The sequence below is a fragment of the Arenibacter aquaticus genome, from assembly GCF_003957295.1.
GTDB classification, from domain to species: Bacteria; Bacteroidota; Bacteroidia; order Flavobacteriales; family Flavobacteriaceae; genus Arenibacter; species Arenibacter aquaticus.
Genome location: NZ_RQPJ01000014.1, coordinates 156,758 through 181,259 on the forward strand (window position 1 = coordinate 156,758; position 24,502 = coordinate 181,259).

At 40.6% G+C, this 24,502-nt stretch carries 18 protein-coding genes; 8 read left to right on the forward strand and 10 right to left on the reverse strand.

The window, feature by feature from the left end; all coding sequences use genetic code 11:
* Nucleotides 1–711: 711 nt before the first annotated feature.
* Nucleotides 712–4,893 (reverse strand): hybrid sensor histidine kinase/response regulator transcription factor, encoded by a 4,182-nt coding sequence (locus EHW67_RS14065; RefSeq protein ID WP_126163025.1) that lies wholly within the window; start codon nt 4,891–4,893, stop codon nt 712–714.
* A 220-nt stretch (nt 4,894–5,113) separates the two neighbouring features.
* Here EHW67_RS14065 and EHW67_RS14070 point away from each other — a divergent pair, with 220 nt between their 5' ends.
* From EHW67_RS14070 to EHW67_RS20395, 4 genes are all read left to right on the forward strand, one after another.
* Nucleotides 5,114–6,625: a helicase HerA-like domain-containing protein gene (locus EHW67_RS14070; protein ID WP_126163026.1), complete on the forward strand. Its 1,512-nt coding sequence runs from the start codon at nt 5,114–5,116 to the stop codon at nt 6,623–6,625.
* Nucleotides 6,626–6,690: 65 nt separating this feature from the next.
* Complete coding sequence (locus tag EHW67_RS14075; protein ID WP_126163027.1) at nt 6,691–7,239, forward strand: hypothetical protein; 549 nt, start codon at nt 6,691–6,693, stop codon at nt 7,237–7,239.
* Between the two features lie 12 nt (nt 7,240–7,251).
* Entirely contained in the window at nt 7,252–8,091 is an 840-nt protein-coding gene (locus EHW67_RS14080) for an alpha/beta fold hydrolase (RefSeq protein WP_126163028.1), read from the forward strand.
* A gap of 98 nt (nt 8,092–8,189) precedes the next feature.
* Nucleotides 8,190–8,615: a VOC family protein gene (locus EHW67_RS20395; RefSeq protein WP_158285130.1), complete on the forward strand. Its 426-nt coding sequence runs from the start codon at nt 8,190–8,192 to the stop codon at nt 8,613–8,615.
* A gap of 56 nt (nt 8,616–8,671) precedes the next feature.
* On the opposite strand, the gene EHW67_RS14090 is transcribed toward EHW67_RS20395, so the two are convergent.
* The 5 genes from EHW67_RS14090 to EHW67_RS14110 form a co-directional block, all read right to left on the reverse strand.
* A complete protein-coding gene (locus tag EHW67_RS14090) occupies nt 8,672–9,508 on the reverse strand; it encodes a sugar phosphate isomerase/epimerase family protein (protein WP_126163029.1) in 837 nt (278 codons plus the stop codon).
* Between the two features lie 14 nt (nt 9,509–9,522).
* Entirely contained in the window at nt 9,523–10,494 is a 972-nt protein-coding gene (locus tag EHW67_RS14095) for an aldo/keto reductase (RefSeq protein ID WP_126163030.1), read from the reverse strand.
* Between the two features lie 57 nt (nt 10,495–10,551).
* On the reverse strand, nt 10,552–11,418 hold the full coding sequence (locus EHW67_RS14100; RefSeq protein WP_126163031.1) for an alpha/beta hydrolase: 867 nt from the start codon (nt 11,416–11,418) through the stop codon (nt 10,552–10,554).
* A gap of 135 nt (nt 11,419–11,553) precedes the next feature.
* Nucleotides 11,554–12,741: an enoyl-ACP reductase FabV gene (fabV, locus tag EHW67_RS14105; RefSeq protein WP_126163032.1), complete on the reverse strand. Its 1,188-nt coding sequence runs from the start codon at nt 12,739–12,741 to the stop codon at nt 11,554–11,556.
* Between the two features lie 216 nt (nt 12,742–12,957).
* Complete coding sequence (locus EHW67_RS14110; protein ID WP_126163033.1) at nt 12,958–14,130, reverse strand: dipeptidase; 1,173 nt, start codon at nt 14,128–14,130, stop codon at nt 12,958–12,960.
* Nucleotides 14,131–14,353: 223 nt separating this feature from the next.
* Between EHW67_RS14110 and EHW67_RS20400 the strand changes: the two genes are divergently transcribed.
* A complete protein-coding gene (locus EHW67_RS20400; protein WP_158285131.1) occupies nt 14,354–14,509 on the forward strand; it encodes a hypothetical protein in 156 nt (51 codons plus the stop codon).
* 100 nt (nt 14,510–14,609) lie between these two features.
* Here the strand turns inward: EHW67_RS20400 and EHW67_RS14115 are convergent, their stop codons facing one another.
* The 4 genes from EHW67_RS14115 to EHW67_RS14130 form a co-directional block, all read right to left on the reverse strand.
* Entirely contained in the window at nt 14,610–15,677 is a 1,068-nt protein-coding gene (locus EHW67_RS14115) for a sensor histidine kinase (protein ID WP_126163034.1), read from the reverse strand.
* A gap of 185 nt (nt 15,678–15,862) precedes the next feature.
* The gene (locus EHW67_RS14120) at nt 15,863–16,747 is read right to left on the reverse strand and encodes a bifunctional 5,10-methylenetetrahydrofolate dehydrogenase/5,10-methenyltetrahydrofolate cyclohydrolase (RefSeq protein WP_126163035.1); all 885 of its coding nucleotides are present in this window, start codon (nt 16,745–16,747) and stop codon (nt 15,863–15,865) included.
* 245 nt (nt 16,748–16,992) lie between these two features.
* Nucleotides 16,993–18,330, reverse strand: coding sequence for a signal recognition particle protein (gene ffh, locus EHW67_RS14125; protein ID WP_126163036.1), 1,338 nt, complete (start codon nt 18,328–18,330; stop codon nt 16,993–16,995).
* Nucleotides 18,331–18,469: 139 nt separating this feature from the next.
* Nucleotides 18,470–20,227, reverse strand: a complete 1,758-nt coding sequence (locus EHW67_RS14130) for a hypothetical protein (protein WP_126163037.1) — start codon at nt 20,225–20,227, stop codon at nt 18,470–18,472.
* A 113-nt stretch (nt 20,228–20,340) separates the two neighbouring features.
* Between EHW67_RS14130 and EHW67_RS14135 the strand changes: the two genes are divergently transcribed.
* From EHW67_RS14135 to EHW67_RS14145, 3 genes are all read left to right on the forward strand, one after another.
* On the forward strand, nt 20,341–20,853 hold the full coding sequence (locus EHW67_RS14135; protein WP_126163194.1) for an RNA polymerase sigma factor: 513 nt from the start codon (nt 20,341–20,343) through the stop codon (nt 20,851–20,853).
* Between the two features lie 113 nt (nt 20,854–20,966).
* Nucleotides 20,967–21,875, forward strand: a complete 909-nt coding sequence (locus tag EHW67_RS14140; protein ID WP_126163038.1) for a FecR family protein — start codon at nt 20,967–20,969, stop codon at nt 21,873–21,875.
* Nucleotides 21,859–24,420 carry a TonB-dependent receptor plug domain-containing protein gene (locus EHW67_RS14145; RefSeq protein WP_126163039.1) on the forward strand — a complete coding sequence of 854 codons (2,562 nt, stop codon included), beginning with the start codon at nt 21,859–21,861 and terminating at the stop codon, nt 24,418–24,420. The genes EHW67_RS14140 and EHW67_RS14145 overlap by 17 nt, the downstream gene beginning before the upstream one ends.
* Nucleotides 24,421–24,502 lie beyond the last annotated feature (82 nt).

Genomic DNA, 24,502 nt, shown 5'->3' on the forward strand with positions numbered 1-24,502 from the left:
TTCATTTCCATTGTGTCAAATGTTAAATAATTATTAAATTACTTCTGGCATTTATCGTGCATCAAATAGAAATTTTGCTGCAACATTCCCTTTAAACATGGGCTATGCAACATCTGTTCTACTGCTTGCAACATTTATTGCAGACAGTCATTAAGATTAATTGAAGATTGCGTTAAAGTTTCCCAACATTATGGAGGGCCTATATCAAAAAAGATTTCTTTTTCAGGAAGATTACACATCTAATCGTGAAAATATATTGTAGATAAGTACCCAATAGAATTTTCCTAAACCTACCACTTCTTCTTTGGTCGTTCCCTCCTTCGTCGGTCGGGCTCTTGGCTAAATCCCTTGCGCTGCGGCGGGGATACCGCCGTGATCCCTAACGCAAGCCATAACCTTAAATAAGATATAATTGGATAGTTCTACCCTGTATTAGGGCGTACTGGAATAAAAAGGAAAAAATTGTGGTCTAACCTTTACTTCTCAAAGTATATTGGGAGAATCCTATAGGGTAAGGCCCAAGTAACATAACGTAGATCTTGGGCAATAAGTTTTTGTAGGTTATATAACCAAACAGTCAGTTGGCAGTTTTACAAAAAGTGCGATCATAGTTTTCTGCATATTTCAACACAGTATTCCCATAGAAGGCCGCTCAAGACCCGGTAGTCCTCCTATCTATATACCCCTGAAAAAGGCCTATGCTAAAGGCTACTATGTCTTAGCGGAATTTACCTCCGTGGGAAGAATTCCAAAATGCGCCTTAAAACATTTGGTAAAATAAGACGGAGAAGAGAATCCTACCTTATAACATACCTCACTAATATTGGTATTGCCCATTTCAATTATCTGCTTTGCCCTTTCTATTCTTATATTTCTAAGAAATTCGTTGGCCGTCTGATTGGTCAGTGCCTTTATCTTCCTATAAAACTGACTCCTACTTAAATTTAAATGCGAGGCCAAAGCTTCCACACTTAAATCCGGGTCATCTATATTCTTATTTATAAAGTTAAGTACCTTCTCTATAAAGTCCTTGTCCAGGGAGGTGGTGTTCTTGTTTATGGGAACCTCACTTATTACACTAAAATATTTATTAAAAATTAACTGCCTACTGGTGACAAGTTGGGATAACCGCAGCCGCAACAGTCTCAAATCAAAAGGTTTAACCATATAGGCATCCGCTCCCAGTCCAATTCCTTCCATCCTATCATCTATTCTAGCCTTGGCCGTAAGCATTAGCAGCGGTATATGACTGGTTCTTAAATCCTCCTTTATATTTTTACAAAATTCAAATCCATCCATTTCGGGCATAATTACATCAGTTATGATGATATCTGGAAGTGCCTCCTTGGCCAATTGCAAGCCCTCATTTCCATTTTTTGCCAATAGCACCTTGTACTGATTTCTAAGTTCGTTCTTTAAATAGTTTCTAAGTTCCCCATTGTCCTCAACAATTAGGAGGGTGTAGGCATTATTGGCCTCAGTCAATTCTGTTTCAGTTTCCTGCTCCAAAGTGTTGATAATAGCGTTTTCACGTGCATTCTTGGAATCGGGCTCCCTAACGTCTTTTAAAATTTCATTGGTTCCAAAGTGTTCGTTGCCTTTAGGTAATATGATCCTAAAAGTGGTGCCACTTCCCACCTCACTACTAACCTCTATCTTCCCCTTGTGCAAGTCCACAAAACCTTGCACCACTTCCAAACCAATACCGGTGCCACCATAATAGGTCTTGTTCAAATTCTCTACCTGATAGAACCTTTCAAAAATGCGTTCGGCCTCCTCCTGTTCCAGACCCGGTCCGGTGTCCGATATAACGATCTCTATTCCCTTTGTTGGATTGTTTTTATCAACCAAAGGCAAGGAGTAAAACTCATCCTTTGATAACAGTTCTATAGTAATGGCCCCTCCATCCGGAGTAACTTTAAATGCATTGGAAAGAATATTGAAGATAATTTTTTCCAACATGCTTTCATCTGCCCATAGGGCAATGTCTTCGTTATCAGAATCCAAGCTAAGGTGAATGTTCCTTTCTATAGCCTCCTCCCTAAAGTGGCCAACAACTTCCTTGGTCAGCTTATGCAGGTTAAGCACATTGGCCCTTACGCCAACCTTGTTCAACTCCAACTTCCTAAAATCAAGCAATTCATTTACCAACCTGTAAAGCCGGTCTGTATTTTTATATATGGTTTTGTGCTTATCCCTTATACGTGGGGGCAAATTTAAACTCTTGTCCTGTAGAATATCCCTTAGGGGATTAATGATCAAAGTCAGCGGAGTCCTAAACTCGTGAGATATATTGGTGAAAAATTGAAATTTTTTCTCATCCAAGTCCTTCTCCTGCAGCCTCTTCTCCCGCTCTGTATGGATAATCTGCTTTTCCCGTATTCTCGCCTGGGTCAATTTATTTAGAAGGTACACCCCAAATAGAAACAAGGCTATGTACATACCCAGGGCCCATGTGGTCTTCCACCAAGGTGACAATACGGTTATGGATAAGGTCAACGGTGTGTCATTCCATAGTCCGTCATTATTGGCAGCCTTCAATTTAAATGTATAATTGCCCGGGTCCAGATTGGTATAGGTGGCGCTTCGCTTTTTACCAACATAGTTCCATGATTCCTCATAACCTTCCAGATAGTAGGCAAATTCGTTTTTTTCGGGCCGGGTAAAATTAATCCCCGAGTATTCAAGGGTAAAAACAGACTGGTCGTGGGACAACACTATACTATCGGTTTCAGAGATTACCTTTTTCAGAGGGGATCCTTCCTGGGTTGGCAATACCTTTTCATTAAATAACCTGAAATCGGACAAATACAAGGAGGTCTTGTTAGTATTGGTAATTACCTTGGAAGGGTTAAAATAATTTACGCCCTGATAGCTGCCAAAATAAATATTTCCTTGCTCATCCCTAAAGCTGGCATTGATATTAAAATCGTTGGAAAGAAGTCCGTCATCTGTAGAATAGCTTGTGAACACCTCTTTTTCCCGGTCAAACTTGGAGAGTCCCGCATTGCCCCCAACCCAAATATTGCCGTCCAGACTTTGGGTGATACTACAAACATTTTCCTCTTCCAAGCCTTTCAACCTATCATACCAAACAAGTGAATCCGTTTCAGGTATATATTTACAAAGGCCCGCTCCTTTGGTACCTATCCATATAGAATGGTCCTTACTCTCGTATAGTGACAAAATATAATTTGAGGCCGTATTATTTGCTGATTCCTGGGACATCCGTTCCACCATGGAAACTACCGAAAATTCCTGGCCTTCCTCCTTAATTATCTTGTACAAGCCTTCGGTGGTCCCCATCCACAAATTATCCTGAAAATCCACCAGTACCTTATACACGCTATTCCCATTGATGCCCATCTCTGTAAATGGCTTGGAATCATAGTGCTTAAAGCGTTCCGTCTTGGGGTCAAAGGAATGTAGGGAACTGTTATAGGTTCCTATCCATATAGTACCTTCGCTGTCCTCGTCAAAAGTCATTACGATATTGGACTGCAATCCTCCCTGGGTATTTTCTGTATTGTAATTAATGAACTTTTTAGATCCTTTTTTTAAAAAGTAGATTCCCTTATTCCAACTACCTGCCCAGATATTCTCTTTACTATCAATAAAAACCGCCTGTATATAATCACTGGTCAGTCCGGAATATTCCCCATTGTTATTTCTATTTATATGGGTATACTTGTTTTCTTCCAAATCAAGTATATCTATACCCCCTCCGTCCATGCCCAACCAGAGCATACCTTTCTTATCCTTTACTATGGAGGTAACAGAACTTATCTGCAATGATTTTGGGTTGTTATACAAACTTTCTATGTCCTTAAATTTGTCATACAACTTATCATATACCGCTACGCCTTTGTTGTAATACCCAAGCCATATTTTTTGGTCATTATCCAAATACAGTGTCCATATAGAATTGGACAAAAGGCTCTTCTCATCCTTTTTGTTGCTCAGGTAATGATGCAAGACTTCACCATTATTGTCTATATGGAACAATCCATCGTTTTCTGTCCCACACATTAGGGTTCCATCTGGCAGGGCCATTAATGTAAAAAAGGGATGGGTAGAAAAAGTGTATTTATAAAAAAGCAATGGTCCGCCTGATGATGAATTGCCTATACCAATCTTATACAGACCATCACTGAACGTTCCCACCCAGATGGTATCATTATCGTCTATTAGCAAAGACCTAACGGCTACCTCAACAGTTTTCTTCTCACCCCTACTCCATCGCACTAAGGGCTTTAGCTGCTCGCCGTTCTTATCCATTTCGTAGAGGCCTAAGTTGGTACCGGCATAAATTTTTCCGGAGGAATCCACTTGAATGGCTCGTACCATAAATGACTCCCCATTATTGATCTCTTGGACCTTTACCCTTTCCACCTCAAAATCATCAAGACTCATTTTAAACATTCCCAATCTAAACGAACCAATAAGCAAGTTGCCTTGGCTATCCTCCTCCAAGGCGCTTATGGGCAGTATTGGTTGGTTTTCCTCAACAGAATCCAAAACGGGTATCCTCCTAAACTGATCCATTTCACGGTCATAGAGGTTTAAACCTACCTCTGTCCCTACCCATAACCTGTTTCTACTATCCAGATAGGTGCAGTTTATTTGGCTACTACTTATAGAGGTTGAATCGTTTATTATGTGCTTGTAAGACTTATAATCCAAGCCGTCATAACGGTATAATCCGGATCCGTTGGTGCCTATCCAAATAAAACCATAATGGTCCTGCAGTATGGAATATACGCCAACCTTGGACATACCTTCCTTTATATTCACAAAATTTAGCTTGGGATAAGCCTGTTGGGACCAGGAGTTAGGGATGGCAAGACATAAGACAATAAAAAAAATACAGATTCTTCTAAAATCTATAGTCATGTAATTTCAGTTTAATTTGAGTGTTTCAAAAACCATGAAAATAGGAATAAAATTCCAATTTCATAGCAAATACTTTTAAAGGGAGTTTTGCAATTGGGCTCCAAGGACTGCATACCGCCATTAATGATGTGCCCAAAAAATATAAAAGGTATAGAAACAACTATAATCCTACACTTTTCTTTTGACCAAAATTAGTCTATTTTTATCAAAAATTAACACAATGGGGACCAAGGACGAATTCTTTGCACATATAGAAAAAGGGTATACTACCAAGGGTGAATTTATTACAATGGGTGCGGCCATGCTCAATGGGGAAACCATCACCGACGCCCATATCAAAATACCGTTAAAAACCCTGAACCGTCACGGCCTTATTGCCGGGGCCACCGGTACGGGAAAGACCAAGACCCTACAAGTGATGGCCGAGAATTTGTCCAACAAGGGTATCCCCGTATTGCTAATGGACCTAAAGGGAGACCTTAGTGGCCTTGCACAACCAAGCCCCGGCCATCCAAAAATAGATGAACGTCACAGCAAGATTGGCCTGCCATTTACCCCATCGGACTTTCCGGTAGAAATATTATCCCTCTCAGAACAAGATGGCGTAAAATTACGGGCCACGGTATCAGAATTTGGACCTATACTATTGTCCCGTATCCTAGACCTATCAGAAACCCAAGAGGGTATTGTTGCAGTAGTTTTTAAATACTGTGATGACAATAAGCTACCACTGTTAGATCTAAAGGACTTTAAAAAGATACTGCAATATGCTACCGAAGAGGGCAAAGAAGAGTTTAGGGAAGCCTATGGCCGAATCTCCACAAGCTCTACCGGAACCATATTGCGAAAAATAATAGAGTTGGAACAACAGGGTGCCGATCTGTTTTTTGGTGAAAAATCCTTCGACGTTGAAGACCTTACCAGAATAGATGAAAATGGCAGGGGTTATATCAACATTATTCGCCTGACCGATATTCAGGACCGCCCTAAATTGTTTTCTACCTTTATGCTCAGCCTACTGGCAGAAATTTACGCTACCTTCCCAGAGCAAGGTGATAGTGGCAGGCCAGAGTTGGTCCTTTTCATAGACGAAGCCCACTTAATCTTTAAAGAAGCGTCCAAGGCGCTTCTAAATCAGATAGAAAACATAGTAAAATTAATTCGCTCCAAAGGCGTAGGGCTTTATTTTGTTACCCAAAACCCTACAGATGTCCCAGACGCCGTTTTATCCCAATTGGGACTTAAGGTGCAGCATGCCTTGCGCGCTTTTACGGCCAAGGACAGGAAAGCCATAAAGCTCACCGCTGAAAACTACCCTATTTCCGAATATTATGACACTAAGGAAGTGCTAACCGCCCTGGGGATAGGGGAAGCCCTCATCTCTGCCTTGGACGAAAAAGGAAGACCTACACCATTGGCCGCCACCATGTTACGGGCGCCAATGAGCAGAATGGACGTATTGTCCAAAACAGAATTGAAAGCACTAATAGATGGCTCCAAATTGGTAAAAAAATACAATGAGGTAATTGATAGGGAAAGTGCTTACGAAATTTTGAACGAAAAGATAGAACGGGCGGAAAAACTAGCAGAAAAAGAAGAAGAGAAATCTAGCAAAACCGTCACACGTAGCAGAAAAAGAACCAGTACACGGCAAAACCCTGTGATAAAAGTATTGACCAGTGCTACATTTATTAGGGGAGTTTTGGGAATATTAAAGAAAGTTATGCGATAATATTCGTTCCTTTGCCCAGTATAAAAGATATAAACTCAATTTCAAAGATTACCATTACCATCAAAATGATAAAAAAATCACTTTTTGCCGTGGCGCTATCGTCACTATTGTTCATCAAATGCAACACCAATACCGATTTTTTAATTACCAAGGACCAAGTGGGCAAACTACAGCGATCCAATACAATTGATGAACTGGAAACGGTTTTTGCCACGGATTCCATAGTAAAAGATTCCGTACAAACCAGAATTGGAAGCCGAACAACTAAAATTGACGTCTTTGAAAAAGGAGGCAAACAATTACTCACCCTAACCCCCAACACGGATAGTATTCCTAAAGTTGGGATTATACGCATCCATGACCCTAGGTTCGTAACCCAGGAAGGGGTTGGCCTTAATAGCACCTTTAAGGATATTAAAGAAAAGCATACCATAAAGAAGATTAGTACGGCCCTGAACAATGTGGTTATCTTTTTAAAGGATTCTGACGCATACTTTACCATTGCCAAGACCGAACTTCCCAGCAGTCTACAATATGGGAACAATACAAATATTGAGGCCGTACAAATTCCGGATGCCGCTAAAATAAAATACCTTATGGTTGGCTGGGAATAGCTTGGACATGCCATGCAGAAAATTATATACCGTGCTTTAGCACTATCCTATGGTGCCTATTTTAATTCCACCGCTTTTTTTTCGGAAAAGGAGGCTGGCAGAAAGGCTTTTGGACTTTTTAGTACCCCAAGAAAAGGAAGGGTGCTCCCTACCCAGGAAGCCTTCCTACAAAAGCACTTGGCCCAAAGGCCCATTATTAATGAGCTGGCACTACAAACCTATCATTGGCCGGGCCCAGGGGAAACCGTACTGTTGCTACACGGCTGGGAAAGCAATACTTTTAGATGGCGAAACCTTATTGAGAAATTACAGGAAAGGGAATTCAACATCATAGCTTTTGACGCCCCTGGTCATGGATACTCTGAGGGTACAAGCCTAAATGTGGTAACCTATGCGGAACAGGCCCAACATCTTATTGATATGTACTCCCCAAAATATATTATAGGACATTCCATGGGGGGACTTGCCACTATTCACAACCATTACCAATACCCAAATTCATCCATAGAAAAAATAGTGGCTCTGGGAGCTCCTGCGGAACTGTCCGAATTAATGGACCACTACCAAAAACTATTGCGGTTCAATAACAAAGTGTTGAAAGGACTGGACAAGCATATACTGGAAAATTTTAATCATAGGATTACAGATATTTCAACCCCTACATTTGCCAAGTCCTTTTCCAAACCCGGCCTTATTATCCACGACGAGTTGGACACTATAACCCCCTTTAGTGCCTCTACCCGATTGCACGAAAATTGGAAAAACAGCCAGCTGATCACAACCACTGGACTGGGACACTCCCTACAGCAAGAAGAGCTTTACCTTTGCATTGTGGATTTCCTAAATTCCTAGACGTTAAATCTTATTCGTTGGGCAAACGCTTACCCAAAAATGTTTATTTTTAAGCCGCAGTTAGCTGCCCCACACAATTGTAATATATCTATTTTACCATGCAAGAAATAACCCCTTTCCACATTGCTATTCCCGTTCATAATTTGGCCGAATGCCGTACGTTTTACGGTGAAGTATTAAACTGTGAGGAAGGGAGAAGCAGTGATCATTGGGTAGATTTTAATTTGTTCGGACATCAATTGGTCATCCATTACAAACCAAAGCCGGAGAACCAAGTTTTACACGCCAATCCGGTAGACGGCAAAAATGTTCCTGTTCCGCATTACGGGGTAGTGCTCCCATGGGAGACTTTTAAAACCTTTTCCGAAGCGCTTATTGCCAAAGGGGTATCATTTGTAATTGAACCCTACATACGCTTTAAGGGCGAAGTTGGTGAACAGGCCACGATGTTTTTTTTAGACCCGGCAGGCAATGCCCTAGAATTTAAGGCCTTCAAGGATATGGGACAGCTATTTGCCAAATAACTGCACCACAATAAAACTTTTCAACTCCTTTATGCAAAGAGATTAAATTAAATCCCCTACAAATTCTTCATAAACTTCATGTTGTGCTCCATACTTTCAAATGGTGTACTACTGTACTCTTCCTGTTCTATAAAGATATATTTAAGGCCAGACTGTTTTTTGTGCTTTAGCATTAAGGGGATATCCAAGCCTCCCTTACCAAACTCGGTACTTTCCTTTTTTTCCATGTCCATGTCCTTTAGGTGCCACAAAGGAAACCTTCCCTGGTAACGCTCAAAATAATCCAAAGGATCCTTACCGGCCACTACCACCCATCCCAGATCCAATTCCATATAGACCAGGTCTGGCTGGGTATTGTTCAACAAAATATCATAAAAGACCTCCCCATTTTCCGATTCAAACTCGTATTCGTGATTGTGGTACCCAAATTTTATATTTCTGCGCTTACATTCTTCTCCCGCCTTATTAAAGGCTTCCGCTACGGCCTTATAGTTATCTGCCGTTTGTCCGTTTGATGGCAAAGAGGAGCAGATTAAGTATTCCTGACCCGATTCTTGGGCCAGATCCATGGTTTTCTCCCAATCCGCATCCAAAGCCACATGTCCACTCCTGAGGGTCATGCCCAAATCCTCACAGATACCCTTCATCTCCTTGGGCTTTAAGCCGTAATAAAGTCCCTCTGCACTTCTGGCAGATTCAATTTGCTTTATACCCAAAGCGGCTATTTTCTTTAAGGTCCCAACGGCATCTGCTGCCATTTCCTCCCTAAAGGTATATAATTGAACCCCCAAATTCTTTTTGGGGTTTTTAGGTGGTATACTAAAGGAAGGTAGTAGCACTACACCAGCCGTTAACATGCCGGTCTTTACCAAAAATTCTTTTCGTGTTGTCATCTTCATTTTGTTTATTACTGCGACCAGGAGGTTGGCTTTCTATCCCACCTGTGATCCTTTAATTCTTGGTACAGCTTTAAAGGCAGGCCATTTCCATCGCTCAATGCCGTATTCATCAGGACATTTCTTTTCTTTCTCATCCCGGGAATTATAGTACTTACCGTTTTGTTCATGGTGATAAATCTGAGGGCCATTTCTGCCATGGTCATTCCGTCGGGCACAACAGGCCTCAATAAATCCGCTTTTTCCGCGCTGGCCTTTAAATTCTCTGGCACAAAATACGTCCCACGCCAATCCCCTTCCGCAAAGGTAGTTTCCTTGGTGATATTCCCCGTCAAGGTACCCTCATCAAAAGGAACACGGGCTATTACAGCTATATCCAGTTCCGCACATAAAGGAAACAGTACATCCTCCGGGGCTTGGTCAAAAATATTGTAGATTACTTGCACGGCATCCAAAAGACCTGTTTTCAGGGCTTTTATTCCATTTTCCGGCTCCCATCGGTTTACACTGATGCCCATAGCGCTGACCTTTCCCGACTTTTTCAAGTCCTCTACAGTGCGTTTCCATTCATCTCGGTCCGTCCAACTGTCATCCCATGTATGAAACTGCATAAGGTCTATTTGCTCCACCCCTAGATTTCTCAACGTCTTTTCTGTATATTCCAAAATATGCGAAGCGGGGTAGGATTCCTCCAAAGTATATTCCGGTTTGGCCGGCCATGTAAAATTTTTCGCAGGAATTTTACTAGCGGTATAGAGTTTCTTATGGGAGTGTCTCCTCAGTAAATCTCCCAATAACGCCTCGCTTTTCCCATGGCCATAGGCCCAGGCCGTATCAAAAAAATTCACCCCATTCTCTACCGCCAAATCCAAGGATTTAACCGATAACAGATCCTCTGAAGCGGTCCAATGGCCCATCCCCCACATGCCGTAGCCAATCTCACTGACTTCCCACTCCAATCTACCAAACCTTCTTTTGATCATACCTTTTTTTAATACTTTTCACTCTTAAAAATTAATAGCTCATATCCTATATAAAGATCAATATTGATGAAATGCATCGGAAACAAATTCCAAAACTACGGGGAGGGATTCCCTCCAATAGGTCCAGCTATGGCGTCCTTCCCTAACCCTGTATTCATGTGACACTCCTTTCTTTTTTAAGGCAATATGTACCAAACTGTTCCCTTCGTACAGAAAATCATCATCCCCACAATCTATAAACCAGCGTACCGAACTCATCTCTTCCTCTGGCAGATTCTGAATTAAGGACAGAGCGTTATGGTTTTCGTAATAGGCTTTGACCAGGCTGTCATCAAACTCCTCATTGTTGTTTTTGAGTCGCGCCTTAAAATCGTCCAAACTCAATGCCCCTATATAGGCACTCAGAGGACAGGCCGAAGAAAACAATTCTGGATGGCGAAGGGCATACATAAAGGTACCTCCACCTCCCATTGACAATCCGGAAATAGCCCTAAAGCGTTTTTCTGATTTAATGCGATACTTTTTTTCTACATGAGGCATAAATTCCTCAAAAAAGAAATCTTCATACCGCCAATCCCCATTAACCGAATTAAAATACCCTCTTTTTCCGGTGTTGGCATCGGGCATTATAATTACCATGGGAGTGGCCTTTCCCTCTTTGATGGCCTTATCGGTTATACGCAATACTTCTCCAAATTGTACCCACCCCGTTTGATCATCCCCAGCTCCATGCAAGAGATAAAGAACCGGATAGCTCCTATTGGAAGACTCGTAATCCGGTGGCAGGTATACAGCATATTTGCGTTCTCCATTTAAAATATTGCTCTTCATGGAAAGAGCATCAAACACCTTTCCACTATGGCCCTGCCCCATTAGCGGTATTACAAAAAATAGCGCCACTATCCATACAATATGATCTTTCATTATATCGGGATTTGTATTACTTTTTAGTTAGGTAGTAACATAAGCAACTACCCAATGCCGCAGCTAATTGGGGACATCACGGCCCTGCAATAGCCTAGCCACCATTTAAAACGCCTATAGCTTTTTGGATCCGACCTACTGTAAACCGGGGATTTCAACAATTTCGTTTACATCCTCATCATAATCCACTCCGTCTACTTTAAACCCAAACAAGTTGAAGAAATCCTTCTCATATCCCTTAAGGTCTCCTATTTCTGGCAAAGTCTCGGAGGTAGCCTCGGCCCAAAGCTCCGATACACGTGCCTGTACATCTTCCCTCATCTCCCAATCGTCTATACGTATTCTTCCTTGTTCATCGGTTGGGGTATTTTCCACATACAAACGGTCCTGGAACAGGCGTTGGATCTGTTCTATACAACCCTCATGTATCCCCTTCTCTTTCATCACCTTGTACAACAGGGATATATAAAGTGGAATAACCGGTATGGCAGAACTGGCTTGGGTAACCAAGGCCTTGTTTACCGATACGTATGCCTTGCCATCCACAGCTTTTAAACTGTCTGAAATGGTAAAGGCAGTAGCCTCCAGGTGATCTTTGGCTCGCCCTATGGTCCCTTTTCTATATACCGCTTCTGTAAGTGAAGGCCCTATATATGAATAGGCTATGGTTGTGAACCCATCGGCAAGAAGACCTTCTTTCTGCAACTGGTCTATCCACATTTTCCAATCTTCACCTCCCATTACGGCTACAGTATTTTCTATATCATCCCCTTGTGCCGGTTCTATAGATACATTGGAAACCTTGCCAGTATGGAAATCAACCGTCTTATTCTCAAATTTCCCGCCAATCGGTTTTAGAACCGATTTATAACGGACTCCCGTATCAGGATGTGTCCGTACCGGTGAGGCCAAACTATAAATAACCATGTCTATCTGACCCAAATCGGCTTTGATCAAATCCAAGGTCTGTTGCTTTATCTCATTGGAAAAAGCATCTCCATTGATACTTTTCGCATACAATCCCTCTTTATGGGCTTCCTTTTCAAATGCTGCCGTATTATACCATCCCGGGGACGCAGGCCGCTTCTCAGAGGGCGGTTTTTCAAAATATACCCCAATGGTAGCAGCTCCTGAACCAAAGGCACTGGTAATCCTGGATGCCAATCCAAATCCTGTGGAAGCACCAATAACCAACACTTTTTTTGCTCCGTCTATGGCTCCTTTAGATTTAACATATTCTATCTGGTCCATAACATTCTTTTCACATCCCTTTGGGTGAGCGGTTAGGCATATAAATCCACGAGTTCTTGGTTCTATTATCATTGTAAAATTATTTTATTGCACAGCCCCACAACAACTATGGACAGCAGTACTTATTATTTGTTTTTTCCGAATTATCGAAGATATGTAAAAGATTCAAAAGACAAGTTGGTAGTAGAAAAAATTACTGTTTCACATTCCGAATTCAGCCTATTTTTCAACAAAATCCTATGTACAATGAGCCTGGTCCTACCAATAATATGAATGATGTAATACTTTTTAGCTCCCCTTGGGCAATTGCTCCAAAAGAAAACGTTTTACATTCTCCCCCATAATAGCCCGTATCTCCAACTCTGTAAACCCTTGGTTCATCAATTCCTGTACTATATATGGCAAACCGGTAACATCTATCGGCGTAGTTGCCGCACCATCAAAATCCGATCCCAAGGCCACATGTTCTACCCCTACCAGATCCTTCACATACTTCATGGCTTCTACAATATGTTTAACCTCTCCCTTTATTGCTCCTTTAAAAAAACCAATACCGATGAGTCCCCCAGATTTGGCAATTCTTTTTATATGATGATCCGATAAATTCCGGGGACTATCCTTAGTCCCTTTTACCCCTGTATGTGAAACCAACACAGGTCTGGTGGACCTGTCCAATACCTCATCTATCATTTTAGGCGACACATGTGCCAAATCAATAATCATCCCCATCCTATTCATCTCATCTATTACCTTCCTTCCAAAATTTGTTAAGCCTTCGCCAGAGATTCCATGTGCCGATCCGCCCAACTCATTATCAAAAAAATGGGTAGGGGCCATCATCCTCACCCCCTCATCGTATAAATTTTGCAGATTTTCCAAATTGCCCTCCAAGCAATGCGCCCCTTCCACTCCCAGAAAACCACCTATTACAGTGGAATCGTTCTGCCTAAACCGAATCAGTTTCCGCAAATCTTCTTGAGACTTCACCAGTATAAATTTCCCATCAGATTTCTTGGTATACCGCTGTAAATCCTTGGCCTGGTATACCGCTCGCTTGTACAAACTAAACCACTTGTCCGGGAATCTGCCCTGGGCAATATTTAATAAGGTAATTTTGTCCGGTGCATCCGCACTATTGCGTTTAAAGTTTTGTCCCTTAGGCGATTTGGTAACAATAGTAAATGCCTGCAAGCTCATATTGGCCTCCCGCATACGCGGAAAATCTAAATGGGCATAGTCTAGCCGTTGGGACAAATCCCTATCCCACAACAAGGCATCGCAGTGTAGATCCGCTATAAAATCCAAAGACCGGTACAATTCCTTCGCCTTGGACCCCAATATCCTGGGATCCTCATATTCCACCAGGTTCATTTGTTTATCCAATATAGGCGAAACGGTAAATGTTGCTAACCCATAAAGTATGAGCACAATGGCCAAGCTGTACCTTAAGATTTTTTTCATCTAATAATTGCGTATTTATTCACTGGCTACAACAACAGATTTGCCACGGCAGCTTTTCATTATTTAGCGCCACTGTCATACAGCCTAAAATTTATAAAAGCAAAACAAGGCAAAGATCAAGATGGTTTGACCAAAATCCCTGATTATCAACAAAACAAATATGAAATTAAAACGTTATAAAAGCAAATTGACTTTAGACATACACCTACTAATCTCTGAACTCATGAAAAAAACTGGCATTTTTATAGCAATTCTATTGGGTCTTATCACGGTAAATGGATGCACCAACGATGAAAATGACGAAAAAATTGATATCATAACTCCAAACGATGATACCGAAACATCATTAAATATTGTAAAAAAGGATTCGCTACTGTAGCAGAGAACATTCTTTTTACAGATTTTTTTCAATCAATGCCTTCGCTTTCGTCTAGGACGATACTTTGTGTGCATCTATAAAGTAGATACCTATTGTTCCTTTATTTAAAGGTGATGACAAAAGTGGTCCCTTTATTCACCTCACTATCAACTGAAATTGTACCGCCAAGGCTCCTTACGTGATTGTTTACCAAATAGAGCCCCACACCCTTACTATCGCCATGTTGATGAAACTTTTGGTTTAACCCAAAAATCCTATCCCCTATTTTCTCCAGGTCCAAGCCAATACCATTGTCGGTATACACCAATTTTTTAGTCCCATTTTCTATTGTAGTGCGTATCTTAATATGGGGAGGAACATCGGGCTTGGCATATTTTATGGAATTTGTTAAAAGATTCAAAAAAATACTATCCATATAGTTCTCACAATAGGTCACCGACCCTAATTCCGAAAAATCTACCTCAAAGGTGACCTTGGCATTTTCCAATAGAGAGTTAATAGAGCGCCTCACATGATGGAACACCTTTTCAAAATCAATATCCTCCAATTTCACCTCTATAGCCTCTTTACTACTTAAAAGATCAACATATTTATCAAGTGAATTATGCAGCCCTTCCGTGGCCATTTTCATATACTTTAATGTCTCCAACACTTCAGCATCCTCAATCTTGCTTAAATCCAAGAAGCTAAAAATGGACAAAAGATTATTTACCGGAGACCTTAGGTCATGTGAAGTAGTGTAATTTAAATTTTTAAGATCCTGATTAATCTTTACCAAGGTCTGGAGATGGTCCATACGTTCCTCGTCCAACCGTTTCTTATGGGTAATATTTTTTGCAATTGCATACACCAATTCTTCCTCCTCCAGAGGAATAGAGGTCCAATGCAACCAGACTATCTCCCCTGACTTGCAACGATACCTATTTTCATAATTGACCAAGGGCACATTTTTTAAAATATTCTCCCTGTAGCGGGCGGTAAGATCCCTATCGTCTTCATGAATAAACTCGCGTATGGGCCTGGAAAACAACTCTGCCTCGGTATACCCTAAAAGCTCAACAAAAGCAGGGTTTATTTTTTTAAAATACCCATCATAACCAGCAATGCACAACAAATCCAAAGACAGGTTAAAAAATGGTTCTAGACTCAGTTTGTTTTGGTCAATCATGATGGCATTTAGTAGTTGGGAATATAGCTTATAATTCTATATCCCAGAAATTTTATTTTGCAAAAAAATATTGACACACTTTTATTCAACCCAATAACCTCTTAGGCTATCCTTACAATGGAAATTCAAATAAAACTATCCTAAAAATAAAAAGCCGCAAACTAGAATAGCTGCGGCTTTTTAAATTATTTTTTACTTCTGTGGCGCTCCCTTGCCAGCAATGTATTCTTAAGCAACATAGCAATGGTCATAGGGCCAACGCCGCCAGGTACGGGAGTAATATAAGAGGCCTTTTTACTAACATTTTCAAAATCCACGTCCCCGGTAATATAGTAGCCTTTTTCTTTGGTTTCATCCGGAACCCTGGTGATTCCCACATCTATAATAACCGCATCGTCCTTCACCATTTCTGCCTTTAAGAAATTAGGTACCCCAAGGGCCGAAATAACAATATCTGCCTGCGAAATAATCTGGGTGATATTCTTGGTATGGCTATGGGTCAAGGTTACCGTTGAGTTTCCTGGCCATCCTTTTCTTCCCATTAGAATACTCATGGGCCTACCAACAATATGGCTACGGCCAATAACCACGGTATGTTTTCCTTTGGTCTCTACCTTATATCTTTCTAAAAGCTCCAAAATCCCAAATGGGGTTGCCGGTATAAAAGTACTCATATCCAAGGCCATCTTACCAAAGTTGGTAGGATGAAATCCGTCTACATCCTTATCAGGATCTACCGCCAATAGCACCCTTTGGGTATCTATTTGTTCTGGCAATGGCAATTGCACTATAAACCCATCTATATCATCATCCTGGTTAAGCTCTTCTATCTTATTAAGTAATTCCTGCTCGGAGATGGTACTTGGTAATTGAACCAATGTAGATTCAAACCCTACCCTCTCACAAGATCTAACCTTGCTTCCTACGTAGGTAAGACTGGCCCCATCGTTCCCAACGATAACCGCTGCCAAATGTGGAACCTTTTCTCCACTTTCCTTCATTTTGGCTACCTCTACCGCAATTTCCTCCTTAATTTGATTCGATACTTTTTTACCGTCTAATATTTCCATTTTAAAGTAATCAGTTTCCCGTGACAAGCTTGGGATTATGCGCTCCACTTGCCAGGGCCATTAAATATATATATTGTACAATCTACTTATTCCTCTATTTATTACCGGAACCTATCTGTTCTCCTTTTAGCAATTATCATGTAAAACAAGCCAATATACTCCAATCAACAGTATAGAAATGTCTTAGATTCCTTTTTTCTACAGTACTTAGAATAATTGCAGACTTTCCATGCCGCTTTTGGAACCTATCTCATTCCTTTCATGCCCCCCATCATCTGCATCATTTTCTTACCGCCACCACCTTGCATCATTTTCATCATTTTGCTCATTTGATTAAACTGCTTCAACAGTTGATTTATCTCCTGAATACTGGTTCCACTGCCCTTAGCTATACGTTTTTTACGACTGGCATTTAATTTTGAAGGGTTAGAACGCTCATCTGGGGTCATGGAATGTATAATGGCTTCAATATGCTTAAACGCATCGTCATCTATATCCAATCCTTTCAATGCCTTTCCTGCCCCTGGTATCATTCCCATCAGGTCTTTTAGGCTACCCATCTTTTTAATCTGCTGTATCTGACTGAGGAAATCGTCAAAACCAAATTTATTCTTCGCAATTTTTTTCTGTATTTTCCTAGCCTCCTCTTCATCAAACTGTTCTTGTGCCCGCTCTACCAAGGAAACAACATCCCCCATTCCTAGGATACGCTCGGCCATACGCGAAGGATAGAATACATCAATGGCATCCATCTTTTCCCCAGTACCAATAAACTTAATGGGCTTATCAACTACCGATTTAATGGAAATAGCGGCTCCACCACGGGTGTCCCCATCCAACTTGGTAAGTATAACCCCGTCAAAGTTAAGCACATCATTAAATGCCTTGGCCGTATTAACAGCATCCTGCCCTGTCATGGAATCTACTACAAACAAGGTTTCCTGTGGTTGTATGGCTTTGTGGATATTGGAAATTTCGGTCATCATCTGCTCATCTACCGCCAATCTACCAGCGGTATCAATGATCACCACATTAAACCCATTGGCTTTCGCATGAGCAATACCGGCCTTTGATATGGCCACGGGATCTGTATTCCCCTTGTCCGAAAACACTTCTACACCTATTTGCTCACCTACAACGTGAAGCTGATCTATCGCAGCTGGCCTGTACACATCACAAGCTACCAACAACGGATTCTTCGTCTTCTTGGTCTTAAGGTAGTTGGCCAATTTACCGGAAAAAGTAGTTTTACCAGAACCTTGCAGTCCAGACATCAGTATAACCGACGGCGCTCCGGAAAGATTGATCCCTTCGGCATCACCCCCCATAAGTTGGGTAAGCTCATCCTTTACCAGCTTCACCATTAGTTGACCGGGCTGAAGGGACGTCAATACATCCTGCCCCAGTGCTTTTTCTTTGACTTTATTGGTAAATTCCTTTGCTATCTTAAAGTTGACATCCGCATCCAATAAAGCTCTTCGCACCTCTTTTAAGGTCTCCGCAACATTAATCTCCGTAATTTGTCCATGCCCTTTTAGAACATGTAACGCCTTATCTAACTTTTCACTTAAATTATCGAACATAGTCTTACTGTATTATCAGGAAGCGCAAATTTAAGAATAACTGCGGTAAGTGTGAAGTTTGTAAGGAAAAATATAAAAGCAAAAAAAAAGAGCAGCTTCACAATGAAGCCACCCTTTTCCAAAAATTGGGGCAAATTTATTATTTCTTTTCAAAGACCAGTATTTCCACACTGTTCTCATTAACCATCTTAAGCTCTATACGATCAGTGGTTGCCGAAACAATTTTCCAGTCGTCCATCAACACCTGCATAGCTGTGGCCAAACCAAAATTCAGATAGCATTTCAATTCTCCTTCACTATCCCTGATGATCCTCCAAAGCCCAGGGTAGCTGGGTCCGGTTTCACCAGTAGTAACACTAACGGAAAGTTGGGCCTGGAAGGCAAAAGTAAATGCGGCATAATTCTGGGTCTCATCATTATCTCCCTCTGTATATTTAGCAACCAACCATTCGCCGCCCATCATAATATTTCTAATTTCGGCAACATCATCATCATCGCTATTATCATCACAAACCCTTTCTAGGATAAGCTCGTACTGGCTGTCTTCTATATTAAATTTTAAACGCTTATCCCTAAGATCCGACAATAACCACTCAAAACTAACCCCTGGCTCATCGCCCATGGTAATGGCCATCACCAAACGTCCTTGAGCATTGGTTGTTATGGCCCATTCGCCTTCAGAAATATTGGATTCATTGCTTAGAGTAACCACACCTTCCGCATGAAAATTAAATTCATAACCTAATAGTCGGTCTACATCATCACCATTCAGTTTTACCTTTTTAATGACCCAGCTACATTCCTTCAATATCTCCCTGAGGGTATCCGGTTCATTGTCTACAATGTCACAGGCCTTATGCATAATTATACGCTCTCCTTCACCTGCGTAGAGCTTAATCTTACCGTTTTCCAAGTCATACACAAACCACTCCAAATTAAAGTCGGCCAATGCCTCAAACTCCAGTTTCAACAACACCCTGTAATCATTCACCCTTGTACTCCAAGTACCCGTAAGGCTATTCCCTATCCTATCCTTCATCACCACTTTACCATCTTCGGTAAAATTCATTACATAGTCAAAATACTGATCTGTATTGTCTACGCTTGCCCTGAACACCTCGTTCACCAACCAAGGACAAGAAACCAAATATGCCTCCAAACGCTCTTGGGTAAAATCGTCATCGTGATAATCGTTGTCATCATCCTCATCACACGCATCTTTGGCAGATTCAATAGCGTTGGCCAATTCAGCATTATTGCTAACACTAATTTTTGTATCATCATACAATTCCAAGGTAATTGGAAAATCAAAACTCAACAGGTCATCATCATCCAATTCCTTAAAATAGCGTCTTAGTTCCATATCACTATTTACGGTAATATTCCCGGTCTGTTGTAGGTTAAGATCAAAGGAATATACCACCAATGGGTAAACAAAATCTATACATTCTATATCGTCATCGTCCCCACCTTCACGGCACTCCTGGGCAAGCTCTTGTAATTCAGCTCTGGAATTCACCTGAATTTCGGTATAATCAGACAAGGTAATGGTCACAGGAAAGATTATTTCCAAAATATCATCATCTACCTCTACCTCCGCAAAAATGCTCTTGATCAACTTTAAATCCTCCACGGCATCTATATTGACTTCCAACCCATTAACATTTACAACATAAGGGAAATTAATGGCAAAGCAACTGGCGCCATCAACAATATTATCATATGAACCGTCCTTTGAAGACGTTTGCTCTATTAAATTAGCGGTACTGGAGCTTGCCGAGATAGCTTCCTGACTATCCTCTCCTGGAAGCTCCTCAAATTCTTCCTGACAAGAAGTGAAGTTTAATGCCACCAAGAACAGGCCTGCATACATTAAATAAGACATCAACTTTTTCATAACGATTTGGTTTTTATTTGTTCGTATACTATTGAAACAACTTACTTTTAAATTACCCTACCCTAATTTTTATTTTTTTTAAAATATCTTTGAAAAAAATAAAAAAAGAAGGGTTGAAAGCTACGAACGAAGAACATGTGTGCAAGGATGAAGTATATGCCTCGATCTTTAGCAACTATTCTAAAACGGTATTTAACTATATATATTATAAGTTTGGCAATGAAGAAAAAGCCTATGATGTTGTACAGGAGGCCTTTATAAAATTATGGGAAAACTGTTCCAAGGTATCTCCCGAGAAAGCCAAATCATATGTCTATACCATTGCAAACAATCTATACTTAAATGTTATCAAGGCAGAAAAAGTAAGACTTAAGTACGCCCCTGAAAGCAATCCTGTGGTTAATGAGTCCCCAGATTTCTTAATGGAAGAACAAGAATATAAGGATAAGCTGGAACGGGCCTTGCAAGCATTGCCCGAAAACCAACGAACCACCTTTTTATTAAATAGGATAGACGGTAAAAAGTATGCCGAAATAGCAGATATGGAAGGAGTCAGTGTAAAAGCCATAGAAAAAAGAATGCACTTGGCCTTAAAGTCGCTCAGGGAACAAATTGAAGGTATTTAAGGTAAGAAAGAATTAAGAATTATAAGCACAATCCTAAATAATGCCAAATATTTTGTTCAGACAAGTAGGGTATTATACTTCTTAATTGTTATAATGATATAAAGCTCAGAACCATGCAAGAAAATTATTTGGCAAAATGGCTCAACAACGAACTCCCCGAAGAGGAAGTTGCACAATTTAAAGAGTCCAAGGAGTACGCATCGTACAAGAAACTCAGGGATGTTACCGATAGGCTAACTGCCCCTGAATTTGACATGGACAAAGCATGGAACAACCTCAACAACCGCAAGTCTTTACAGGAGTCCAAGGTAATTAAACTGAACCCCTTTAAGAAATACCTGAGCATTGCCGCCGCCGTTGTACTGGTCTTTACAGCCTCCTATTTTTATTATGCCAACCTAAATGAAAAGGTGTATACACAATACGCCGAACGTGCTGAAGTTGTGCTGCCCGATGCCTCGGAAATTCAATTAAATGCCGGCTCCAAAATTTCATACAGCAAAAAGAAATGGGATAGTAAAAGAGATGTTGCCTTGGATGGGGAAGCTTTTTTTAAGGTGGCCAAAGGCAAACGCTTTACCGTTACTACTGACAATGGAACGGTTACCGTACTGGGAACACAATTTAACGTTGAAAACAGAAAAGATTATTTTGAAGTGGCCTGTTATGAGGGATTGGTAAGTGTACAACACAATAATGAGGAGATTAAACTTCCGGCTGGTAATGCGCTAATAGTGGTCAAGGGCGAAATGCGGACTATGGAAATTCCTAAAAATGGAGAACCATCTTGGCTAAGTAATGAAAGTAGTTTTAAGAGCATCCCTTTAAAATTTGTCTTGGACGAATTTAAAAGACAGTTTAATATGGAAATTTCTACCCAAAATATAGACACCGATCAATTGTTTACCGGATCCTTTAGCAATACCGATAGAGATTTAGCGTTGAAAAGTATTAGTGCTCCTTCACAAATTAAGTTTAAATTAGAAGGTAAAACCGTGCTATTCTATGCTGAAGCACCATAAATACGTTGTATTTTTATTTTTATTGCCACTGTTCTTCTTGCCATTTTATGGAATGGCCCAGGAAGAGACCGCCCAAAAGGTAGCGGTGAGTACTTATTTGGAAAAGCTGGAAAAAGAGTTCAATATTAAATTCTCATATGTAGACGAGGACCTAAAAAACCTAGAGTTCCAAATCCCCAAAAGCAGCTCGCTAGCAGACATACTAGCTGCCATCCGCATCCAAACTCCTTTAAGGATCACCAAATTAAATGACCGATACTACGCTATTTCCAAGAACAAGCTAGTGGATATATGCGCCAAGGTATTGGACAATTATGAGAACAGTACCATCATGAACGCCACCATTGAAGTATTGGGGAGCAATATTACCCAAATTACGGATATGGAAGGAAGGTTTCAACTACAGGACGTCCCAATAAATGCCAGTATCGCCATTAAACACATTGGATTTAAAACCAAGTTTATAACCGCCCAAGAACTTACTGGCTACAGTCCGTGCAAGTCTATCTTACTCTCTCCCAGCTATCAGCAGCTAAACGAGGTAGTGGTGTACCAGTTTCTTACCACAGGAATAACCAAACAACAGGATGCCAGCATAACACTGGATATAGAAAAATTTGGAATTCTCCCCGGTCTTATTGAGCCCGATGTACTGCAAACTATTCAGGCATTACCGGGTATAAAGAGTGTAGACGAAACCGTTTCCGACATCAATGTTAGAGGCGGCACCAATGATCAAAATCTAGTTCTTTGGGACGGTATTAAAATGTACCATTCCGGACATTTCTTCGGACTTATTTCTGCATTCAACCCCTATTTGATAGACAAGGTAACCATCATTAAAAATGGCACCAGTGCAGCCTATGGTGATGGAGTAAGCAGTGTCATTAACATACAGACCCAAAATAAAATAAACGACTCCTTTATTGGCGGGGCAGGTTTTAACCTTCTTAGTGGTGATATATACGGACAACTTCCGCTTTCAAAAAAGGTTTCGGTACAATTTTCCGCAAGACGCTCCTCTACCGATTTTATAAATACCCCCACCTATAATCGTTTTTTTGAAAAGGTTTTTCAAGACAGTGAGGTCAAAGAGAAAAAGGAACCCAATGATTCCGGGGAAATAGAAAGAAACGAAGATTTTTATTTTTATGATTTTTCTGGTAAAATACTCTATGACGTTAATGACAACCAAAAAGTACGGCTGAGCTTTATAAACACCAATAACAATCTAAATTATTCCGAAAAAACCGAAGACAGTAATAATAAGAGCTTATTGCAGCAGACCAACCTGTCTTTTGGAGGCAGTCTGGAAAGCACTTGGAGCAAAAAATGGAACACGCATTTAAACCTGTATTATACCAGGTATAATTTGGACTCCCAAAACATCCCATCGGAAACCCAACAACTCTTTCAAAGCAACCAAGTTTTGGAAAAGGCCCTAAAAGCTAGTGCCAGTTATAAATTGGGCAGCAGCCTCAATTGGCTTAATGGCTATCAGTTAAATGAAGTGGGCATCACCAATTTCACCCAAGTTAGTCAACCTGCATATAAAAGCAATATTAAAAGTGTAATACTTACACATTCCCTTTTTAGCGAGTTAGGCTATGAATCACTGAACAAGAAATTCATTGCCAGAGGGGGACTCAGATTAAATTACATCAAAAATCTGAAAACCTTTAGCACTTTTGATGAAATTATTCTGGAACCAAGAATAAACCTCAACTATTCCCTGACCAACGAAATAAAAGCAGAGCTACTGGGTGAATTTAAAAGTCAGACTACCAATCAAATTATAGATCTGGAACAAAATTTCCTGGGAGTAGAAAAAAGACGTTGGATTTTATCTGATGACGATCTACTGCCCATTACAAAAAGTAAACAGTTATCCTTGGGCTTCAATTATGACAAGAATGGCCTTTATATTGGGGCGGAAGGGTTTTATAAAAAAGTAGATGGCTTAAGCACCTCCACCCAAGGCTTTCAGAACCAAGATCAATTCAATGGTGAGATAGGTAGTTACCAAGTTTCGGGAGCAGAATTCCTGATCAATAAAAAAGCAGCTAACTACAGCAGTTGGTTTAGTTACGCCTACAATGTTAACGATTACTTCTTTGCGGATATAACCCCTAACAAATTCCCCAATAATCTGGACATAAGGCACACTATCACATTTGCAGGGACCTATACCTATAAAAATTTCAGGATGGGCATTGGCGCCAATTATCACACTGGCAAGCCCTATACCAAGCCGCAAGAAGGTAACAATGCTATTCTTCTCAATGTATTTCCCAACAGAATAAATTATGAGGACCCCAATAGCAGTAGGCTTCCAGACTACCTTAGGACAGACGCCTCCGTAATTTACAATTTTAAAATGGGAAGAGCCGTCAAAGCTTCAGTAGGAGCCTCTGTACTAAATGTATTGAACAAAAAGAATATCCTGAACACTTATTATAGGCTAAATGACCAAAACGAAATTGAGACCGTAGAAAGGGTTTCATTGGGCATTACCCCCAATGTCAGTTTCCGAATGAGCTTTTAATTAGCGTTTAATTTATTCCACCTTTATATTTTTTTCTACAAAAAAAGCCGGAAGCTTTGTGATAGAACCTATCCAAAACTCC